The organism is Roseateles sp. FW301-B2 (genome assembly GCF_058788955.1).
Genome location: NZ_JBYTBE010000006.1, coordinates 163,766 through 178,730, shown reverse-complemented (window position 1 = coordinate 178,730; position 14,965 = coordinate 163,766). Strand labels below are relative to the sequence as shown.

The 14,965-nt window shown below is 70.4% G+C and carries 16 protein-coding genes; 12 read left to right on the top strand and 4 right to left on the bottom strand.

Annotation, left to right across the window (positions count from 1 at the left end):
• Window positions 1-266 precede the first annotated feature (266 nt).
• The gene (locus tag AC3WQY_RS06750; protein ID WP_492706886.1) at window positions 267-869 is read left to right on the top strand and encodes a nucleotidyl cyclase domain-containing protein; all 603 of its coding nucleotides are present in this window, start codon (window positions 267-269) and stop codon (window positions 867-869) included.
• Between the two features lie 292 nt (window positions 870-1,161).
• On the opposite strand, the gene AC3WQY_RS06745 is transcribed toward AC3WQY_RS06750, so the two are convergent.
• Together AC3WQY_RS06745 and AC3WQY_RS06740 are read right to left on the bottom strand one after the other, a co-directional pair.
• Entirely contained in the window at window positions 1,162-1,998 is an 837-nt protein-coding gene (locus AC3WQY_RS06745; RefSeq protein WP_492706884.1) for an alpha/beta fold hydrolase, read from the bottom strand.
• A gap of 138 nt (window positions 1,999-2,136) precedes the next feature.
• The gene (locus AC3WQY_RS06740) at window positions 2,137-2,760 is read right to left on the bottom strand and encodes a DUF1134 domain-containing protein (RefSeq protein ID WP_492706882.1); all 624 of its coding nucleotides are present in this window, start codon (window positions 2,758-2,760) and stop codon (window positions 2,137-2,139) included.
• A 216-nt stretch (window positions 2,761-2,976) separates the two neighbouring features.
• Here AC3WQY_RS06740 and AC3WQY_RS06735 point away from each other — a divergent pair, with 216 nt between their 5' ends.
• From AC3WQY_RS06735 to AC3WQY_RS06715, 5 genes are all read left to right on the top strand, one after another.
• A complete protein-coding gene (locus tag AC3WQY_RS06735) occupies window positions 2,977-3,414 on the top strand; it encodes a hypothetical protein (protein WP_492706880.1) in 438 nt (145 codons plus the stop codon).
• Window positions 3,415-3,700: 286 nt separating this feature from the next.
• Window positions 3,701-4,837, top strand: coding sequence for an MFS transporter (locus AC3WQY_RS06730; protein WP_492706878.1), 1,137 nt, complete (start codon window positions 3,701-3,703; stop codon window positions 4,835-4,837).
• A 32-nt stretch (window positions 4,838-4,869) separates the two neighbouring features.
• Window positions 4,870-5,232 carry a PilZ domain-containing protein gene (locus tag AC3WQY_RS06725; protein WP_285233710.1) on the top strand — a complete coding sequence of 121 codons (363 nt, stop codon included), beginning with the start codon at window positions 4,870-4,872 and terminating at the stop codon, window positions 5,230-5,232.
• A gap of 10 nt (window positions 5,233-5,242) precedes the next feature.
• On the top strand, window positions 5,243-6,028 hold the full coding sequence (locus AC3WQY_RS06720; RefSeq protein WP_492706876.1) for a nitroreductase family protein: 786 nt from the start codon (window positions 5,243-5,245) through the stop codon (window positions 6,026-6,028).
• Between the two features lie 101 nt (window positions 6,029-6,129).
• The gene (locus AC3WQY_RS06715; protein ID WP_492706874.1) at window positions 6,130-6,918 is read left to right on the top strand and encodes a substrate-binding periplasmic protein; all 789 of its coding nucleotides are present in this window, start codon (window positions 6,130-6,132) and stop codon (window positions 6,916-6,918) included.
• 7 nt (window positions 6,919-6,925) lie between these two features.
• Here AC3WQY_RS06715 and AC3WQY_RS06710 read toward each other — a convergent pair whose 3' ends face one another.
• Window positions 6,926-7,774, bottom strand: coding sequence for an alpha/beta fold hydrolase (locus AC3WQY_RS06710; protein WP_492706872.1), 849 nt, complete (start codon window positions 7,772-7,774; stop codon window positions 6,926-6,928).
• Window positions 7,775-7,896: 122 nt separating this feature from the next.
• Here AC3WQY_RS06710 and AC3WQY_RS06705 point away from each other — a divergent pair, with 122 nt between their 5' ends.
• The 6 genes from AC3WQY_RS06705 (at window position 7,897) to AC3WQY_RS06680 (ending at window position 14,115) form a co-directional block, all read left to right on the top strand.
• The gene (locus AC3WQY_RS06705) at window positions 7,897-9,039 is read left to right on the top strand and encodes a sensor histidine kinase (RefSeq protein WP_492706870.1); all 1,143 of its coding nucleotides are present in this window, start codon (window positions 7,897-7,899) and stop codon (window positions 9,037-9,039) included.
• On the top strand, window positions 9,036-10,118 hold the full coding sequence (locus tag AC3WQY_RS06700; protein WP_492706868.1) for a histidine kinase: 1,083 nt from the start codon (window positions 9,036-9,038) through the stop codon (window positions 10,116-10,118). The genes AC3WQY_RS06705 and AC3WQY_RS06700 overlap by 4 nt, the downstream gene beginning before the upstream one ends.
• A complete protein-coding gene (locus AC3WQY_RS06695) occupies window positions 10,115-10,882 on the top strand; it encodes a LytR/AlgR family response regulator transcription factor (protein ID WP_285233716.1) in 768 nt (255 codons plus the stop codon). The genes AC3WQY_RS06700 and AC3WQY_RS06695 overlap by 4 nt, the downstream gene beginning before the upstream one ends.
• 75 nt (window positions 10,883-10,957) lie before the next feature.
• On the top strand, window positions 10,958-11,497 hold the full coding sequence (locus AC3WQY_RS06690; protein ID WP_492706866.1) for a protein tyrosine phosphatase family protein: 540 nt from the start codon (window positions 10,958-10,960) through the stop codon (window positions 11,495-11,497).
• 2 nt (window positions 11,498-11,499) lie between these two features.
• The gene (locus tag AC3WQY_RS06685; protein WP_492706864.1) at window positions 11,500-11,841 is read left to right on the top strand and encodes a nuclear transport factor 2 family protein; all 342 of its coding nucleotides are present in this window, start codon (window positions 11,500-11,502) and stop codon (window positions 11,839-11,841) included.
• A 54-nt stretch (window positions 11,842-11,895) separates the two neighbouring features.
• Window positions 11,896-14,115: a molybdopterin-dependent oxidoreductase gene (locus AC3WQY_RS06680; protein ID WP_492706862.1), complete on the top strand. Its 2,220-nt coding sequence runs from the start codon at window positions 11,896-11,898 to the stop codon at window positions 14,113-14,115.
• Here AC3WQY_RS06680 and AC3WQY_RS06675 read toward each other — a convergent pair.
• Window positions 14,112-14,960 carry an alpha/beta fold hydrolase gene (locus AC3WQY_RS06675; RefSeq protein ID WP_492706860.1) on the bottom strand — a complete coding sequence of 283 codons (849 nt, stop codon included), beginning with the start codon at window positions 14,958-14,960 and terminating at the stop codon, window positions 14,112-14,114. The two genes, AC3WQY_RS06680 and AC3WQY_RS06675, sit on opposite strands and share 4 nt — an antisense overlap.
• Window positions 14,961-14,965 lie beyond the last annotated feature (5 nt).

Genomic DNA, 14,965 nt, shown 5'->3' with positions numbered 1-14,965 from the left:
GGGTGGGCGGTGTCATGCGGGGGGCCTCCAAATACCTGTATGTATGAACAGATTCGCGATCTTGCCGGCATCTTAGCGCCGCGGTTTTGACCCTGGTCACTGCAAGCCGGCGCAGCCCGCACAGGCGTTCGCACTGGTGAGTGCCCACTCGCGCGCGGCATGCAGCGCCGGCTGGCTGAAACAAGATTTACCGCCCGGCCGGGACTTACCCTGCTTGCGCCACGCCGGGGGGCCGGCTACGCGCCGTATCGCGCTATCCTCCGGCCATGCCAGCCTCCACCCAAGCCCAGCATGAGGAGCAACTTGCCGCGCTGCAGCGCGCCCTGCACGACGCGCCGGCCAACGCCGCGCTGCACGAACGCCTGAGTGCCTTGCACGAGGCCAGGGGCGAGCTGGACGCGGCGCTGTCTCACTACAAGCATTTCCATCGGCTCAGCCTGCAGAGCGCGGCCGCCGGCCTGCTGACGCGCGCCGAGCTGCTGCAGCGCCTGCCCGAGCTGCTGGCGCTGGCCCAGACCCAGGGCCAGGCGCTCTGCCTGCTGAACCTGAGCCTGGATGGCCACGCCGATGCCGGCGCCCAGCAAGGCCTGACCGATCTGCTGCGCGGCCAATGCCGTCAGCGCGACCTGGTGGCCGGCCGGGCGCAGGAGGCGCTGCTGTTGCTGCTGGTCGATGTGGACCTGCCGATCGCGCGCCGGGTGTGCGAGCGCATCCGCGCCGCCTGGGCGCAGCAGAGCAAGCGCACCTTGAGTCTGGGCCTGACGGCCTGGCGCGGCGCGGAGGACGATGCGCTCAAGCTGCTGGCGCGCGCCGAGGCGGCCCAGCAGGCCGCCAGCCGTGCGGGTGGCAACTGCCTGCGCGCCGGGTAGACCGGGTTCGCGGCAGGCGCGCCCTAAGAGCGTGTTTACGATCCCGTCATGGTGCCCGCAAGGCAGCCCAGGGGCGCAATCTAGGCGCGCGCCGCAGGCCAGGCTCGTCGCCTGGCCAAGGTGGGCAACGACGAGTGCGCCCCTGGGCTGCCTTGCCCTTCGGGTTGCCCCGCAAAGACAGCGTCTGCGGCGTTGCAAATCCTCGCCGGGTGTCCAACCCGGCTGCGGTTTGCGCCTTGCATCCACTGCCTTTGCGGGGCAACGGGCGCTATGAGGGGATCGTAAACACGCTCTAAGCAGCCAGCGCGCAGGGCTGGCCCTGCAGCAACGCCGCAGCCATCATCTCGGCCACTTGCGCGGCATGGGTGAGCGGCCCCATATGGCCGGCCTCGGGCAGCACTTGCAGGCTGACTTGCGGCAGGCAGCGCGACAGCAGGGTCGCCACGCGTGCCGCCGGCAGCCGCGTGCGGCCGCCGCAGATCAGATGCACCGGCATCCGCAGCTGGCTCAGCACCTGGGCATTCCAGCGCGCGTTGAAGAGCGCCTTGAAATGCCGGCTCACCACCGGCATGCGCCGCGCCAGCGGCTCGCGCTGCGAGGGTTTCAGGCCGGACCAGGCATCGCCGCCATGCCAGTAGTTGACGAAGCCCTGCGCGGCGGCCACCGTGTTGCCTTCCGCCAGGCAGCTGTCCAGCTGGCGCGCCACGCCGCGGATCTCCAGCCAGGCCGGATCGCTGCTGTCCAGCAGGCCGAAGGCCACCGGCTCGTAAAGCGTCAACGAGCGCACCAGGCGCGGCCGTTGCAGCGCGATCTGCAGCGCCAGCGCGCCGCCGTAGGAATGGCCCACCAGGTCCAGCGGCGCATGGCCGCCGCGCAGGCTGGCCAGCACCGCGCAGGCCTCGAAGGCCAGGCTTGCCGGCGCATCGACGGGCCAGGCCGGGCTGGCGCCATGGCCCAGCAGATCCGGGGCCTGCAGCGACATCTCGCCCTGCAGCTGCTGCATCAGGCTGCGCCACTGCTGCCAGCCGCCGGCACTTGAATGCAGGCACAGCACCCCCGCGCCCCGGCCCGCACATTGCATGGCGAGACCGCCGGACTGCGGCGCGAAAAGACCTTGATCCATCAGCATGGTTCGACCCTCGATGCGGGCCCGCCGCGGCATGCGGTGGGCAGGCTTGCAGCATCGAGGGTGGAGGTTTCAGCGCGGTATCAGGCCGGCCCGGCGCCGGTTTCAATTGTTGTGGCCGCGCTCTGCCCCTGCGGCAGCTCAGAAGGGGTTGTAGGACTTCTCGCGCCGGTAATGCACATAGCCGACGCTGGCACCCGCGCGCAGGCCCACGCCCAGGCGGATCGGCGCCAGCGTGATGCCCTTGCTGCGCTGGTAATTGATGCCGGCGCCGCCGATGTAGTACAGGCTGCCGTCCACGCCCGGGAAGCGCTGGTAGATCGCCGAGACGCTGGGCAGTTTGTAGACCAGAGTGAAGACCTTGGAGGCGTTCGCGCCGGCGTCGAAGCCGATCGAGGGCCCGGCCCAGTAGACGCGCGCGCTGCCGCCGCCCTTCATCATCAAATGCCCATCGCCGTAGCGCACCCCCACCGTCAGCGCGGCGGAGGCTTCCTCGCCCTTGATGTAGCCGTTCGGCCGCCCCTGCTCCTTGAAGGCCTTCTCGATCACCTTGGCCAGGCCCTCGGTGGTGCTGCCGAAGAACTCGGTGGCGGCCGCAAGGATGGAGTCCTCGTCATAGGTGTTGTCCTGCTTGGGCGCGGCATCGGCCGCCAGGCTGGGCAGGGCCAGGCCGCCCAGGCCCAACAGGGTGGCGCCGCCGCCCAGCTGCCTGAGCAGTTCGCGGCGCTCGCTGGCGCAGGGGCGCAGATCGGTGTTGTGCTTCATGGTCGGATCCTTTCGGTTGAAACCCTAACCCAGGGCGGTCGGCGGGCGCGCCGGGCGACCGCCCGAGTTGTAAGCAAACGCTAGCCGCTCTCTTGGGCCGCAAGCATAGCCAGCATCGCGTGACATTGTTCATGTTCATTCGATCGCCGCTGCGCCTAGACTGCGCAGTCCCTGGGAGGGGATTGCCGAGAGAGGAAGCTTCAACATGCTCAAGCCATGATCCAGGATCTGTCCAAGCTCGCGCTGGCGCTGGAATACGTCGATCTGGCGGCCGGCCATTTCCTGACCGGCGGCAGCGAGCATGCCGCGCGCCTGCTGGCCACCGCCGCCGAAACCCTGCTGGGCGATCTGGCCAAGCTGGTGAACGACGAGACCCATGGCACCGAGGTGCAGGACCTCTTGGCCAGCATCGCGCGCGCGCATGTGCCGGCCGCCCTGCCCGCGCCGCATTCGCAGATGCGCCAGCAACAGCAGGGGCTGGCGCGCGCCGGCCGCATGGGCGAGTTGCCGGAGGACGACGCCCGGCAGGCCACCGCCGCCCTGCTGCGCGCCTGCTGGTACCTGCTCGAATCGATGGGGCTGGAGGCGGTGGCGCCCGAGCGCCTGCGCCAGGCCATCGAGGTCAGCACGATCTGGGCCGACATCACGCTCTAGGGCCTGTTAACACTACGTTTGCCCGTGCGAACGGGGCCGGCAGGGCCCAGGTCTAGGCGGACGACGCTGCCCAGGCTGGCTGCCTGGGCAAGGAGTTCAACGACGAGATGGGCCCTGCCAGTCCCGTTCCCTTCGGGTTGCCACCAGAAAAACCGTGCACGTCGTTGCAAAGCCTCGCCGGGGAAGTGACCCCGGCTTCGGTTTGCGCCTAGTTCACGGCCTTTCTGGTGGCAACGCATCGTGCAAACGTAGTGTTAACAGGCCCTAGCTCCCTAGAATGGGGCCGGTGCGGCCGCTCCCCCTCATCGTCATCCTGCTGGTGCTGAACCATGTGGCCTTCAGTGGCAGCCGCATCGCCGTGGCGCTGTTCGCCATCAAGCTGGGTGCCACGCCGCTGATCGTCGGCAGCCTGATGGCCACCTATGCCCTGCTGCCGGCGCTGCTGTCGGTGAGCGTGGGGCGCTGGATCGACCGCGACGGCCCGAACCGGCCGATGCTGCTGGGCTCCGCCGGCGTCGGCCTGGGCACCCTGCTGAGCTTCGCCCTGCCGGGCCTGGCCACGCTCTACCTGACGGCGGTGCTGGTGGGCCTGGCCTTCATGCTGATCAATGTGGCGGCCTATCACGCGGTGGGCGAGATGAGCCTGCCCGAGGAGCGGCCGGTGAACTTCAGCTATGTGGCGCTGGGTTTCTCCACCTCGACCTTTGTGGCGCCCATGCTCACCGGCCTGTCGATCGACGCGCTGGGCTACCGCGCCGCCTTCCTGATCCTGGCGTTGTTCACGGTGCTGCCGGTGACGGCGCTGGCCGCCGGCCTGCTGCCCGCCCACCAGCGCCACCAGAGCCCGCAGGCCAAGCGCGCCGGCCATGTGTTCGAGCTGCTGCGCGATGCGCCGCTGCGCCGGCTCTTCGTCGCCATGGCCATCCTCACGGTGGCCTGGGACATCTACAACTTCGCGATCCCGGTCTATGGCTCGCAGATCGGCCTGAGCGCCTCGCAGATCGGCATCGTGATGGGCGCCTTCGCGGCCGCCACCTTCGTGGTGCGCCTGGCCATGCCCTTCATCGCCCAGCGCCTGCAGCCCTGGCCGCTGCTGGCAGCCTCGCTGCTGACCGCCGGCCTGGCCTATGTGGCCATGCCCTTCACCCGGAGCGTGGGCATGCTGATGCTGCTGACCTTTGTGCTGGGCCTGGGCCTGGGCGGCCCGCAGCCCATGGTGCTGACCCTGCTGCACCAGGCCGCGCCCGCCGGCCGTGCCGCCGAGGCCCTGGGGCTGCGCACCACCCTCATCAACACCAGCCAGACGGTGATGCCGCTGGCCTTCGGCGCGCTCGGCGCGGCGCTGGGCGTGACGCCGCTGTTCTGGGGCATGGCGGGCGCCATGTTGCTGGGCAGCCTGTACGCCCGCCGCAGCCCGGGCTGAGTGCTAGCATCGATCACGCTCAGGAGCTTGCGATGACCCAAGAACGCCGCCACTTCGCCCGCGTCGCCTTCGACGCGCCGGCGCAGCTCACCACCACCGAAGACCGCCTGCCCGTCAAGCTGCTCGACATCTCGCTCAAGGGTGCGCTGCTGCAGCTACCGCGCCCCGGCGCGGTGGCCACCGGCACGCCCTGCCTGCTGAAGGTGGAGCTGGACGGCGAGGACAGCCGCATCACCATGGCGGCCGAGGTGGCGCATGTGGACGGCGATCACGCCGGCCTGCTGTGCCGCAGCATCGACATCGAGAGCATCACCCATCTGCGCCGGCTCATCGAGGTCAACCTCGGCGAGGCCAGCCTGCTGGAGCGCGAGCTGAAGGCCCTGCTTGCCAGCTGAGCCGCGCCGCATGCACACCCTGTCCGAACTGCTGAACCAGCACCGCTCCATCCGCAGCTACAAGCCCGATGCGATCGCGCCCGAGCTGATCGAGGCGGTGGCCGCCGACGCGGTGGCCGGCGCTTCCTCATCGGGCAACCTGAACAGCGTGTCCATCGTGCTGACGCGCGACGTCGAGCGCAAGCGCAAGCTCTACGCTCTGCATGCGGAGCAGGAGATGGTGCTGCAGGCGCCGCTGGTAGTGACGCTGTGCGCCGACTGGTGGCGCACGCGCAGCTGGCTCAAGGCACGCGGCGCGCGCGACAACTTCAACAACCTGATCGGCTACCACGTGGCCGCCTTCGACGCCATCATCCTGGCGCAAAACCTGGCCCTGGGTTTCGAGGCGCGCGGCCTGGGCATCTGCTACATGGGCACCACCCTGCACGCGATGCGGGGCATTGCCGAGCTGCTGGAGCTGCCCGAGACCTGCCTGCCCGTCACCAGCCTGGTGGTGGGCTATGCGGCGGAGGACCCGCCCAAACGCGACCGCCTGCCGCTGACGGCCCTGCTGCACGACGAGGTCTACCGCCGCCCCGATGCCGCCGGGCTCGATGCCATCTACGCCGAGCGCGAGCGCAAGGGCTGGGAGCGCTATATGGCGGTGCCGCGCCTGCGCGCCCTGATCGAGGAACATGGCATCCGCTCGCTGGCCGAGTTCTACACCAGCCGGGTCAAGTACGACCCCGAGCAGTTCCGCGCCGACTCCGCCGAGCTGCGCCGTTTGCTGCAGGACAAACAGTTTCTGCAGGACTGAGACCGCGGGGCTTGTGCCGCGGCGCCGGCCTGCCTAGCATGGCCTCACGGCCAGAGGCGGGAGCATCCATTCCGCCCGCCGGAACTCGAAAGGTCCGCCCCATGCAGTTCCACCCCACCCTGGCCCTCGCGGGCCTGCTGGCGCTCGCCACCACCGGCGCCTGCGCGCAAGCCAATCCCGAGAAGATCAGCGTCTGCCATGAGAACGAAGACGCCTTTCCCTGGCTGCTGAAGGCCAAGCCGGGCTACAGCCAGATCATGATGCCGCTGCTGGAGAAGCAGCTGGGCGTGCCCATCAAGCTGGCGGCGATGCCCTGGAAGCAATGCCTGGCCGAGCTCAAGGCCGGCAGCGTGGATGCGGCCATGAACGCCAGCTACAACAAGGAGCGCGCCGAGTACGCGCATTACCCGCTCAAGCTCGACGGCGAGCCCGACGCCACCAAGCGCATGTACCGCGCCACCTATGCGCTCTACCGCGTCAAGGGCGGGGCACTGAGCTGGGACGGCCAGAAGCTGGTCGCGAACGGCACGGTGGGCGCACAGACCGGCTTCTCCATCGTCGGCCAGCTCAAGGAGCTGGGCGCCAAGGTCGAGGACAGCTCACCCACCGCCGACGAACTGCTGCAGCGCGTGGCCGCGGGCCGCTACATCGCCGCGGCGCTGCAGACCACCGAGGCCGAGAACTCGCTGGCCGCCTCGGCCGCGCTGGCCGGCAAGCTGGAGCGCGTCAACCCGCCGCTGGCCGAGAAGCCCTATTACACGATCTTCTCCAAGCCCTTCTTCGCCAAGCACGCGCAGACGGCGCGCGAGGTCTGGCGCCTGCAGGGCAAGCTGCGCGAATCGCCCGAGTTCAAGACCCAGGTGGCGCACCTGATGAAGAGCGTGGACTGACGCCGTCTCAACCCTGGATGAAGCGGCGCAGCACCGGGTAGGCCGCGTCGGGATCGTCGCGCCAGGCGCCGTGGCCCACGCCGGGGAAGCGCGCCAGCTGCATCCACTGCGGCGGCAGCGCGGCGGCGATCTCCAGCGCGTCTTCCAGCGGGCAGACCGGGTCGTCCTCGCCCACCATCACCAGCACCGGGCATTGCGCGCGCGCCAGGCCCGGCCGCAGGTCCAGGCCCTGCATTTCGCCGGCCGCGAAGTGCAGCAGGATGTCGGTGTTGAGCAGCACGCGCGCGCCGGCATCGGGGTCGATCGGATCACGCGTGTTGTAGAGCTTGCGGCAGCCGGCCCAGTAGGCGGCCCAGGTGTCGGCATTGGGCGTGCTCCAGAAGGCGCGCGCCAGCTCACGCGCCACCGGCCCGCCACGGCGCTCGAATACCGCCAGCTTGCGCGCCAGGCCCATATGGTGCGAGGTGCTGGAGAGCACCACCTTGGACGCATGGCCGGGGTGGCGTGCCAGGTAATGCTGGGCCACGAAGCCGCCGAAGCTCTGCCCCAGCACGATGGGCTTGACCAGGCCCAGCGCGTCCGACAAGCGCACCACGTCGTCGGCCCAGGTGTCCAGCGTCCATTCGCTGCGCGGGCGCGGGTCGCTGCGGCCATGGCCGCGGTGGTCGTAATAGATGATCTGGGCCACATCGGCGAGCGCGCCGAAGCCGGGCTTGAAGGCCGAATGGTCGAAGCCGGGCCCGCCATGCATGCAGATCAGCGTCGGCAGCTCGCGCATCAGCGGGCCATCCGGCAGCAGGCCGGGGCCCTGCACATCGACAAAAAGGCGCACGCCCGGGGCAATTTCAAGTCGCATGAATTTCACTCCTGGTGGCCAGTATGCCGTGGCCCGCCTCCTCAACCCGATTTCGTCGCCGCATGGCGGCGTCGGTCGCAAGGCGCTCGCCCCGGCCTGGCGGCGGCGGCAGAATCGCTGCCATGCCCTCCATCCCCAGCAGTCCCGCTGCCGCCTTCCGTGCGGTCTTCAACCTGCGCGTGCTGGCGGCCATGGTGGGCCTGTGCGTGCTGTTCGCCGGCTCGCGCGTGCTGACCTGGTACGTCGGCTACAGCGATCTGCACAAATGGCTGATGGGCTGGCTGAGCTACACGCGCCAGACCCTGATCTCGGGCTTTGTGCTGCTCTTGCTGATCGGCTGTGCCGAGGCCTGGCTGGCGCGCTGGCCGCTGCGCACGGAATCCGCCAAGCGCCTGCTGCGCGCTGGCGCGGTGCTGCTGGGCGCGGCCCTGGGCGCCGTGCTGCGCAACCGCGTGGCCTACTGGCTGGACCCGGCGCGCGTCAAGTTCGAATGGAGCTGGTTCTTCAGCCTGCTGCTGCTGTGGAGCGCGCTGGGCGGGCTGGGCTATGCGCTGTTCCTGAAATCGCAGCGCGCCAACCTCAGCCGCCAGGCCCTGGCCGAGGCCAGGCTGCAGAGCGAACGCCTGCAGATACGCCAGGTCGAGGCCCAGGTGTCGGCGCTGAACGCGCAGATCGAGCCGCATTTCCTCTTCAACACGCTGGCGAACGTGAAGCGCCTGTACGAGACCACGCCCGAGCGCGGCCGCGACATGCTGGGCCATTTGATCGCCTATCTGCGCTCGGCCCTGCCCGGCATGCGCCGCAGCCAGTCCAGCCTGGGCGAGGAGCTGGCCCTGGTGCGCAACTACCTCAGCATCCTGCAGATGCGCATGGGCCCGCGGCTGCGCTTTCGCATCGAGGTGCCCGAGGCGCTGCAGTCCGTCGTGCTGCCGCCGATGGTGCTGGCCACCCTGGTGGAGAACGCCATCAAGCATGGGCTGGGCCCCTTGCCCGAGGGCGGCGAGATCTGCATCCGCGCCGCACGGCGCGAGGTACAGGGCGGCGCGCAGGGCCTGGTGATCGAGGTCCAGGACAACGGCCATGGCTTCAGCGCCAGCGCCGGCAGCGGCGTCGGCCTGGCCAATACGCGCGCGCGCCTGCAAGCCATGTTCGGCGACGCCGCCCGCCTCGAACTGGAGGCCGCCAGCCCGCGCGGCGTGCTGGCGCGGCTGCACCTGCCGCTGCTGGCGCTGGCGGCGGCCGAGCCCGCGGAGGCGCTCGCGTGAGCGGCCTGACGGCCCATGTCTGGCAGTCCTGGCGCAGCCTGCACGCGCGCGAGCTGGCCGGCTGGCTGCTGATCGGCCTGCTGTTCGGCGTGCTGGATTCCAGCTCGCTGATCTATGTGCTGGACCAGCCGGGCTGGCCGCTGGCCCTGCTGGGCCAGCTGATCTCGCCGCTGGTGCTGGTGCTGGTGATCGCCCTCATCTGGCTACCGGTGGACCGCAGCGACGCGCAGCATCCGGCCCGGCCCTGGCGCCTGGCCGCCGCCCTGCTGCTGGGCGCGGGCCTGGCGCTGCTGCTGCTGCAGTGGCTGCTGCAGTGGCTGGCCTGGCCCGACGCGATGGCGCTGATGATGAAGAAGGAGGGCAAGCCGCCCTACGACCGCTGGCACTGGACCGGCGTGCTGGGCGATGCGCTGTTCGCCAGCCTCTGCGCCGGCCTGGTGGTGGCCCTGCACGAGATGAACCGGGGCCAGCAGGCGCTGGAGCTGGCGATGCAGGGCAGCCTGCAGGAGCAGACGGTGCTTAAGCGCAAGGCCATGGCGGCGCGCCTGGCCACGCTGCAGGCCCAGGTCGACCCGCAATTCCTGTTCGACACCCTGGTCGGCATCGAGCAGGACTATGCGCGCGGTGCGGCCGGCGCGGCCCTGCGCATGGAGCAGCTGATACGCCATTTACGCGTGGCCCTGCCGCGCCTGCGCGAATCGGGCAGCAGCCTCGAGGCCGAGGCCGAGCTGCTGGAGAGTTATCTGGCGGTGCGCCTGGGCCCGGCATCGCCCGGGCTGCGGCGCGACTGGCCGGCCGAGCTGGGGCAGCTGGCGGTGCCGCCGATGGTGCTGCTGCCGCTGCTGCAACGTGCGCTGGCGCTCAGCGAGGGCGCGCCCGGCCCCTGCGAGCTGCGCGCGGAACTGAACTCGCCGGGCTGGCGCGTCGGCCTGCGCTTCGGCCGCCCCGGCCTGTGCGGCGACGCCGCCGAGATCGCCGGCCTGCAGCAGCGCCTGCAAAGCACCACCGATACCCAGACCCGCCTGGCCTGCAGCAGCAGCGCCGACCACACCCTTTTCAGCCTCGAGCTGCACCCATGAACAGCAGTGCCCCCACCGCCATCGTGGCGGAAGACGAAGACACCTTGCGCCATGAGCTGGTCGAGCAGCTCGGCCGGCTCTGGCCCGAGCTCAGCATCGTCGCCGAGGCCGGCGACGGCATCGAGGCCCTGCGCCTGCTGGAGCTGCACAAGCCCGACCTGATGTTCCTGGACATCCAGATGCCCGGCCTGACCGGCATCGAGGTGGCCCGCCAGGTGGGCGCGCGCAGCCATGTGGTGTTCGTCACCGCCTACGACCAGTACGCGGTGCAGGCCTTTGACGAGGGCGCCGTTGATTACCTGCTCAAGCCCCTGCAGGCGGCGCGCCTGTTCACCGCCATCAACCGCCTCAAGCAGCGCCTGGCGCAGCCGCTGGCGGACCTGAGCGCGGTGCTGGACCGCCTGGCCGCCGCGCCCCGGCTGCTGGAGACGCCGCGCCAGCCGCTGCGCTGGATCAACGCCTCGGTGGGCCAGACCCTCAAGCTCATCACCGTGGACGAGGTGCTGTACTTCCAGTCCGACAACAAGTACACGCGCGTCGCGATCCGCGAGGGCGAGGCGCTGATACGCAAGCCGCTGAAGGAGCTGGTGGAGGAGCTGGACGCCCAGCAGTTCTGGCAGATCCATCGCTCCACCCTGGTGAACGCGGCCGCGATCGCCGGCGTAACGCGCGACTTCCGCGGCCGTCTGCAGGTCAGGCTGAAGGACAGCACCGACGTGCTGCTGGTGGCCGAAAGTTACGCCCACCTGTTCAAGCAGATGTAAGGGCGGTAGCCAGACCAGACTTTTGGCATCGGCGCAGGCGCTGCTTACCATCGGCTCCGATCCCTGGAGTCCGCCATGAAGAACCGCCTGGCAGCCGGCATCCGCCTGCTGCTCTCCCTGCCCCTGCTGTTGAGCGCGGCTGCGCATGCGGCGCCGCCGGCACCGCCCAATCTGGTGGCGCTGAGCGAACAGCTGGTGACCTCGGGCCAGCCCTCGGCGGATTGGCTGGCCACGCTGGGCGCGCAGGGCTTTGATGCGGTGATCTATCTGGCGCCACCCACCGTCGGCGATGCGGTGCGCGAGGAGCCGCTGATCGTGGCGCGCCAGGGCCTGGTCTTCATCAACATCCCGGTGCGCTTCGACGCACCCAGCGCGCGCGATTTCGAGACCTTCGCGGCCCAGCTGGGCGCCCTCAAGGGCCGCAAGGTGCTGGTGCACTGCCAGGTGAATATGCGCGCCAGCACGCTGAGCTTTCTCTACCGCACGGTTGTGGAGAAGGCCGAGCCGCGCCAGGCCTATGAACAGGTCGCGCGCATCTGGACCCCGTCGGGGCCCTGGAAGACGCTGATGCTTGATCAGCTGCGTCAGCACCAGATCAACTTCGACCCGTTCTGACCATGCAATACACCTTGTTTGCCCTTGAACAGGAACTCGCCCTGGTGGGCCACCATCCGGGCCCCGAACGGCTGGAGCAGCTGATTGCCGACGAGTTCGTCGAGCATGGCAGCGCCGGCCGCATCTGGACCAAGGCCCAGCTGCTGGAGGTGATGCCCCGATGGCCGGTGGTGCAGCGCGAGGTGAGCGAGTTCAGCGCCGAGGCGCTGGCCGAGAACCTCGCCCTGGTGCGCTACCGCTCGCTGCGCATGGGCCAGCTGAGCCTGCGCGCCTCGGTCTGGAAGCGCCAGCCGCGCGGCTGGCAGATCGTCTTCCATCAGGGAACACCCGTGTCGCCAACTTGACCCCGGGCAAACCGGCCTCGTCTCACAATCGGCCGACCAACCGGAGACGAGCGCATGGCCGAACAAACCCACTACCGCATCTGCCCCCTGTGCGAAGCCTGCTGCGGGCTGGAGATACGCAGCGAGGGTGACAAGGTCATCGCGATCCGCGGCGCCGAGGGCGATGCCTTCAGCGCCGGCTACCTCTGCCCCAAGGGCGTGTCGCTGAAGGATCTGCACGAGGACCCCGACCGGCTGCGCCAGCCGCTGATCAAGCGCGACGGCCGCTTCGTGCCGGCCAGCTGGGACGAGGCCCTGGCCGAGGTGGAGGCGCGCCTGCTGCCCATCCTGCGCGCGCATGGGCCCGACGCGGTGGCCGCCACGGCGGGCAACCCCTCGGCACACAAGATCAGCCTGCTGGCCTACTTCCCGCGCCTGGTGCGTGCGCTGGGCACGCGCAATGTGTTCTCGGCCTCGACGCTGGACCAGATGCCCAAGCAGCTCAGCAGCGGCCTGATGTACGGCCACTGGCTCTCGATCCCGGTGCCCGACCTGCCGCGCAGCGATCTGCTCATCATCCTGGGCGCCAACCCCATGATCAGCAACGGCAGCCTCTGGACCGTGCCCGACTACCGCGGCAAGGCCAAAGCGATGCGCGCCCGCGGCGGCCGCATCATCGTGATCGATCCGCGCCGCAGCGAGACCGCCGCGGCGGCCGACGAGCACCTGCCGATCAAGCCCGGCGGCGACGCGTTCCTGCTGCTGGGCATGCTGCACACCCTGTTCGACGAGGGTCTGGTAGAGCTCAAGCAGCTGGCCGCGCATGTCAACGGCCTGGACGAGTTGCGCGCCGCCGCCAGCACCTATGCGCCCGAACGCATGGCGGCCGGCTGCGGCATTGCCGCGGCCGAGCAGCGCCGCCTGGCGCGCGCGCTAGCGAGCACGCCGCGCGCCTCCATCTACGGCCGCATCGGTACCTGCACGCAGCGCTTCGGCACGCTCAACAGTTGGCTGATCGATCTGCTCAACATCCTCACCGGGCACCTGGATGCCGAGGGCGGCGCGATGTTTCCCAAGGCCGCCGCCTTCGCGTCCAACACCCAGGGCAAGCCGGGCATCGGCAAGAGCATCAGCACCGGCCGGCGCCGCAGCCGCGTGAGCGGCGCGCCCGAGGTGTTCGGCGAACTGCCCATCACCTGCCTGGCCGAGGAAATCGAGACGCCCGGCGCCGGCCAGGTGCGCGCGCTCATCACCCTGGCCAGCAACCCGGTGCTGTCGGCGCCGAACGGCCCGCGCATCGCCAAGGCGCTGGATGCGCTCGAGTTCATGCTGAGCCTGGACATCTACCTGAACGAGACCAGCCGCCATGCCGACGTGATCCTGCCCGGCCTCTCGCCGCTGGAGGATCTGCATTACGACATGGCCTTCCCCCAGCTCAGCTGGCGCAACCACGCGCGCTTCTCGGGGCCCGTGTTCGCGCGCCCCGCCGGTCAGCCGGAGGAATGGGAGACCCTGCTGCGCCTGGCCGCGATGGTCGAGGAGAGGGATTGGCGCGGCGACGTCGGCGCGCTCGACGACGCCAATGTCGCGGCCGATGTGCAGCGCCTTGCGGGCGAGCACGCGGGCGCGGTGCTGGCGGCGCTGGCGCCGCAGCGCGGCCCCGAGCGCCTGATCGATCTGGCGCTGCGCAGCGGCCCCTATGGCGACCGCTTCGGCCTCAAGCCCGACGGCATCAGCCTGGCCAAGGTCAAGGCCGCCCCCTGCGGGCTGGACCTGGGCGAGCTAAAGCCACGCATCCCCGAACTGCTGCGCACGCCCTCGGGCCGCATCGAGCTGGCGCCGCCCGCCCTGCTGGCCGACCTGGGTCATGTGGACGCGGCGCTGGACGCGCAGCAAAGCGCAGCCACCGGCCTGCTGCTGATCGGCCGGCGCGACACCCGCTCGGGCAATAGCTGGATGCACAACCTGCCGGTGCTGGCCAAGGGCCCGGAGCGCTGCACCCTGCTGGTGAACCCCGCGGACGCCGCGCGCCTGGGCCTGGTCGACGGCGGCCAGGGCCGGCTGCGCACCGCCACCGGCGAGCTGCTCGCGCGCGTCGAGCTGAGCGCCGAAATGATGGCCGGCGTGGTGAGCCTGCCGCATGGCTGGGGCCATGACCTGCCAGGCGCGCAGCTGGGGCTCGCCCGGGAGCGCCCGGGCGTGAACCTGAATGCGCTGCTGGACGATGCGGCGCGCGACCCGCTCTCCGGCAACGCCGTGTTGAGCGGCGTGCCGGTGGCGCTCAGCCCGGCCTAGGCATAGGCACGTGCCAGCAAGGCCTGGATGGCCTCGCGCGCGGCCGGCTCGTCCAGCGTCGGCGCGTGGCCGCGGCCGGCGATCTCCACCGCCTGCAGCTCGGGCAGGCGCGCGCACATCGCCGCCACGGTGGCGGCCGAGAGGATGTCCGAGCGATCGCCGCGCAGCACCAGCGCCGGCTTGCCCCGGATGGCGTCGAACAGCGGCCACAGCGTGGGCGCGGCGCTGCCCGAGTTGACCCCCTGCGCGATCGCCGGGTCGTAGTCGGGCACGGCCACCAGGCCCTCCATCACATGCGTGGCCATCACCATGTCCAGCCAGTCGGCCGGGCCGAAGTCGGGGAAGTTGCCGTCGTTGATGCGCTGCAGCCGCGCCACCGCCTGCTCCAGCCCGCCGGCCTCGGCCGGCTCGCCCATATAGGCCTGGATGCGCGCCACGCCGCGCGGGTCGAGCTCGGGCCCGACATCGTTGAGCACCACGGCGCGCAAGCGCGCCGGCTGCAGCGCGGCCATGATGATGGCCATCAGCCCGCCCAGCGAGGTGCCGACCACGCTGCATTCGGCCAGCCCGAGCAGGTCGAGCAGGGTGAACATGTCGGCCGCATAGCGGTCGGGCCGGTAGCGTGCGGGGTCGGGGTCGCGCTGCGAGTGACCGCGGCCGCGCTGGTCCGGGCAGATCACGCGGTAACGCGCGCTCAGGGCCAGGGCCAGGCGATCGAAGTCGCGGCTGTTGCGTGTCAGCCCGGGCAGGCACAACACGCAGGGCGCGCCCGGGCCGGGGCCCGGGTAGTCGCGCGCGAACAGCCGCAGCCCGTCGTCACTGCGGTAGTAACGCTGCAGGTACATGGCCG

Bases quoted from the DNA above. Each gene is read 5' to 3' on its own strand.
- AC3WQY_RS06750 (WP_492706886.1), top strand. From the start codon at position 267: ATGCCAGCCTCCACCCAAGCCCAGCATGAGGAGCAACTTGCCGCGCTG.
- AC3WQY_RS06725 (WP_285233710.1), top strand. From the start codon at position 4,870: ATGACCCAAGAACGCCGCCACTTCGCCCGCGTCGCCTTCGACGCGCCG.
- AC3WQY_RS06745 (WP_492706884.1), bottom strand. From the start codon at position 1,998: ATGCTGATGGATCAAGGTCTTTTCGCGCCGCAGTCCGGCGGTCTCGCC.
- AC3WQY_RS06680 (WP_492706862.1), top strand. From the start codon at position 11,896: ATGGCCGAACAAACCCACTACCGCATCTGCCCCCTGTGCGAAGCCTGC.
- AC3WQY_RS06695 (WP_285233716.1), top strand. From the start codon at position 10,115: ATGAACAGCAGTGCCCCCACCGCCATCGTGGCGGAAGACGAAGACACC.
- AC3WQY_RS06720 (WP_492706876.1), top strand. From the start codon at position 5,243: ATGCACACCCTGTCCGAACTGCTGAACCAGCACCGCTCCATCCGCAGC.
- AC3WQY_RS06735 (WP_492706880.1), top strand. From the start codon at position 2,977: ATGATCCAGGATCTGTCCAAGCTCGCGCTGGCGCTGGAATACGTCGAT.
- AC3WQY_RS06705 (WP_492706870.1), top strand. From the start codon at position 7,897: ATGCCCTCCATCCCCAGCAGTCCCGCTGCCGCCTTCCGTGCGGTCTTC.
- AC3WQY_RS06675 (WP_492706860.1), bottom strand. From the start codon at position 14,960: ATGTACCTGCAGCGTTACTACCGCAGTGACGACGGGCTGCGGCTGTTC.
- AC3WQY_RS06685 (WP_492706864.1), top strand. From the start codon at position 11,500: ATGCAATACACCTTGTTTGCCCTTGAACAGGAACTCGCCCTGGTGGGC.
- AC3WQY_RS06690 (WP_492706866.1), top strand. From the start codon at position 10,958: ATGAAGAACCGCCTGGCAGCCGGCATCCGCCTGCTGCTCTCCCTGCCC.
- AC3WQY_RS06740 (WP_492706882.1), bottom strand. From the start codon at position 2,760: ATGAAGCACAACACCGATCTGCGCCCCTGCGCCAGCGAGCGCCGCGAA.
- AC3WQY_RS06710 (WP_492706872.1), bottom strand. From the start codon at position 7,774: ATGCGACTTGAAATTGCCCCGGGCGTGCGCCTTTTTGTCGATGTGCAG.
- AC3WQY_RS06715 (WP_492706874.1), top strand. From the start codon at position 6,130: ATGCAGTTCCACCCCACCCTGGCCCTCGCGGGCCTGCTGGCGCTCGCC.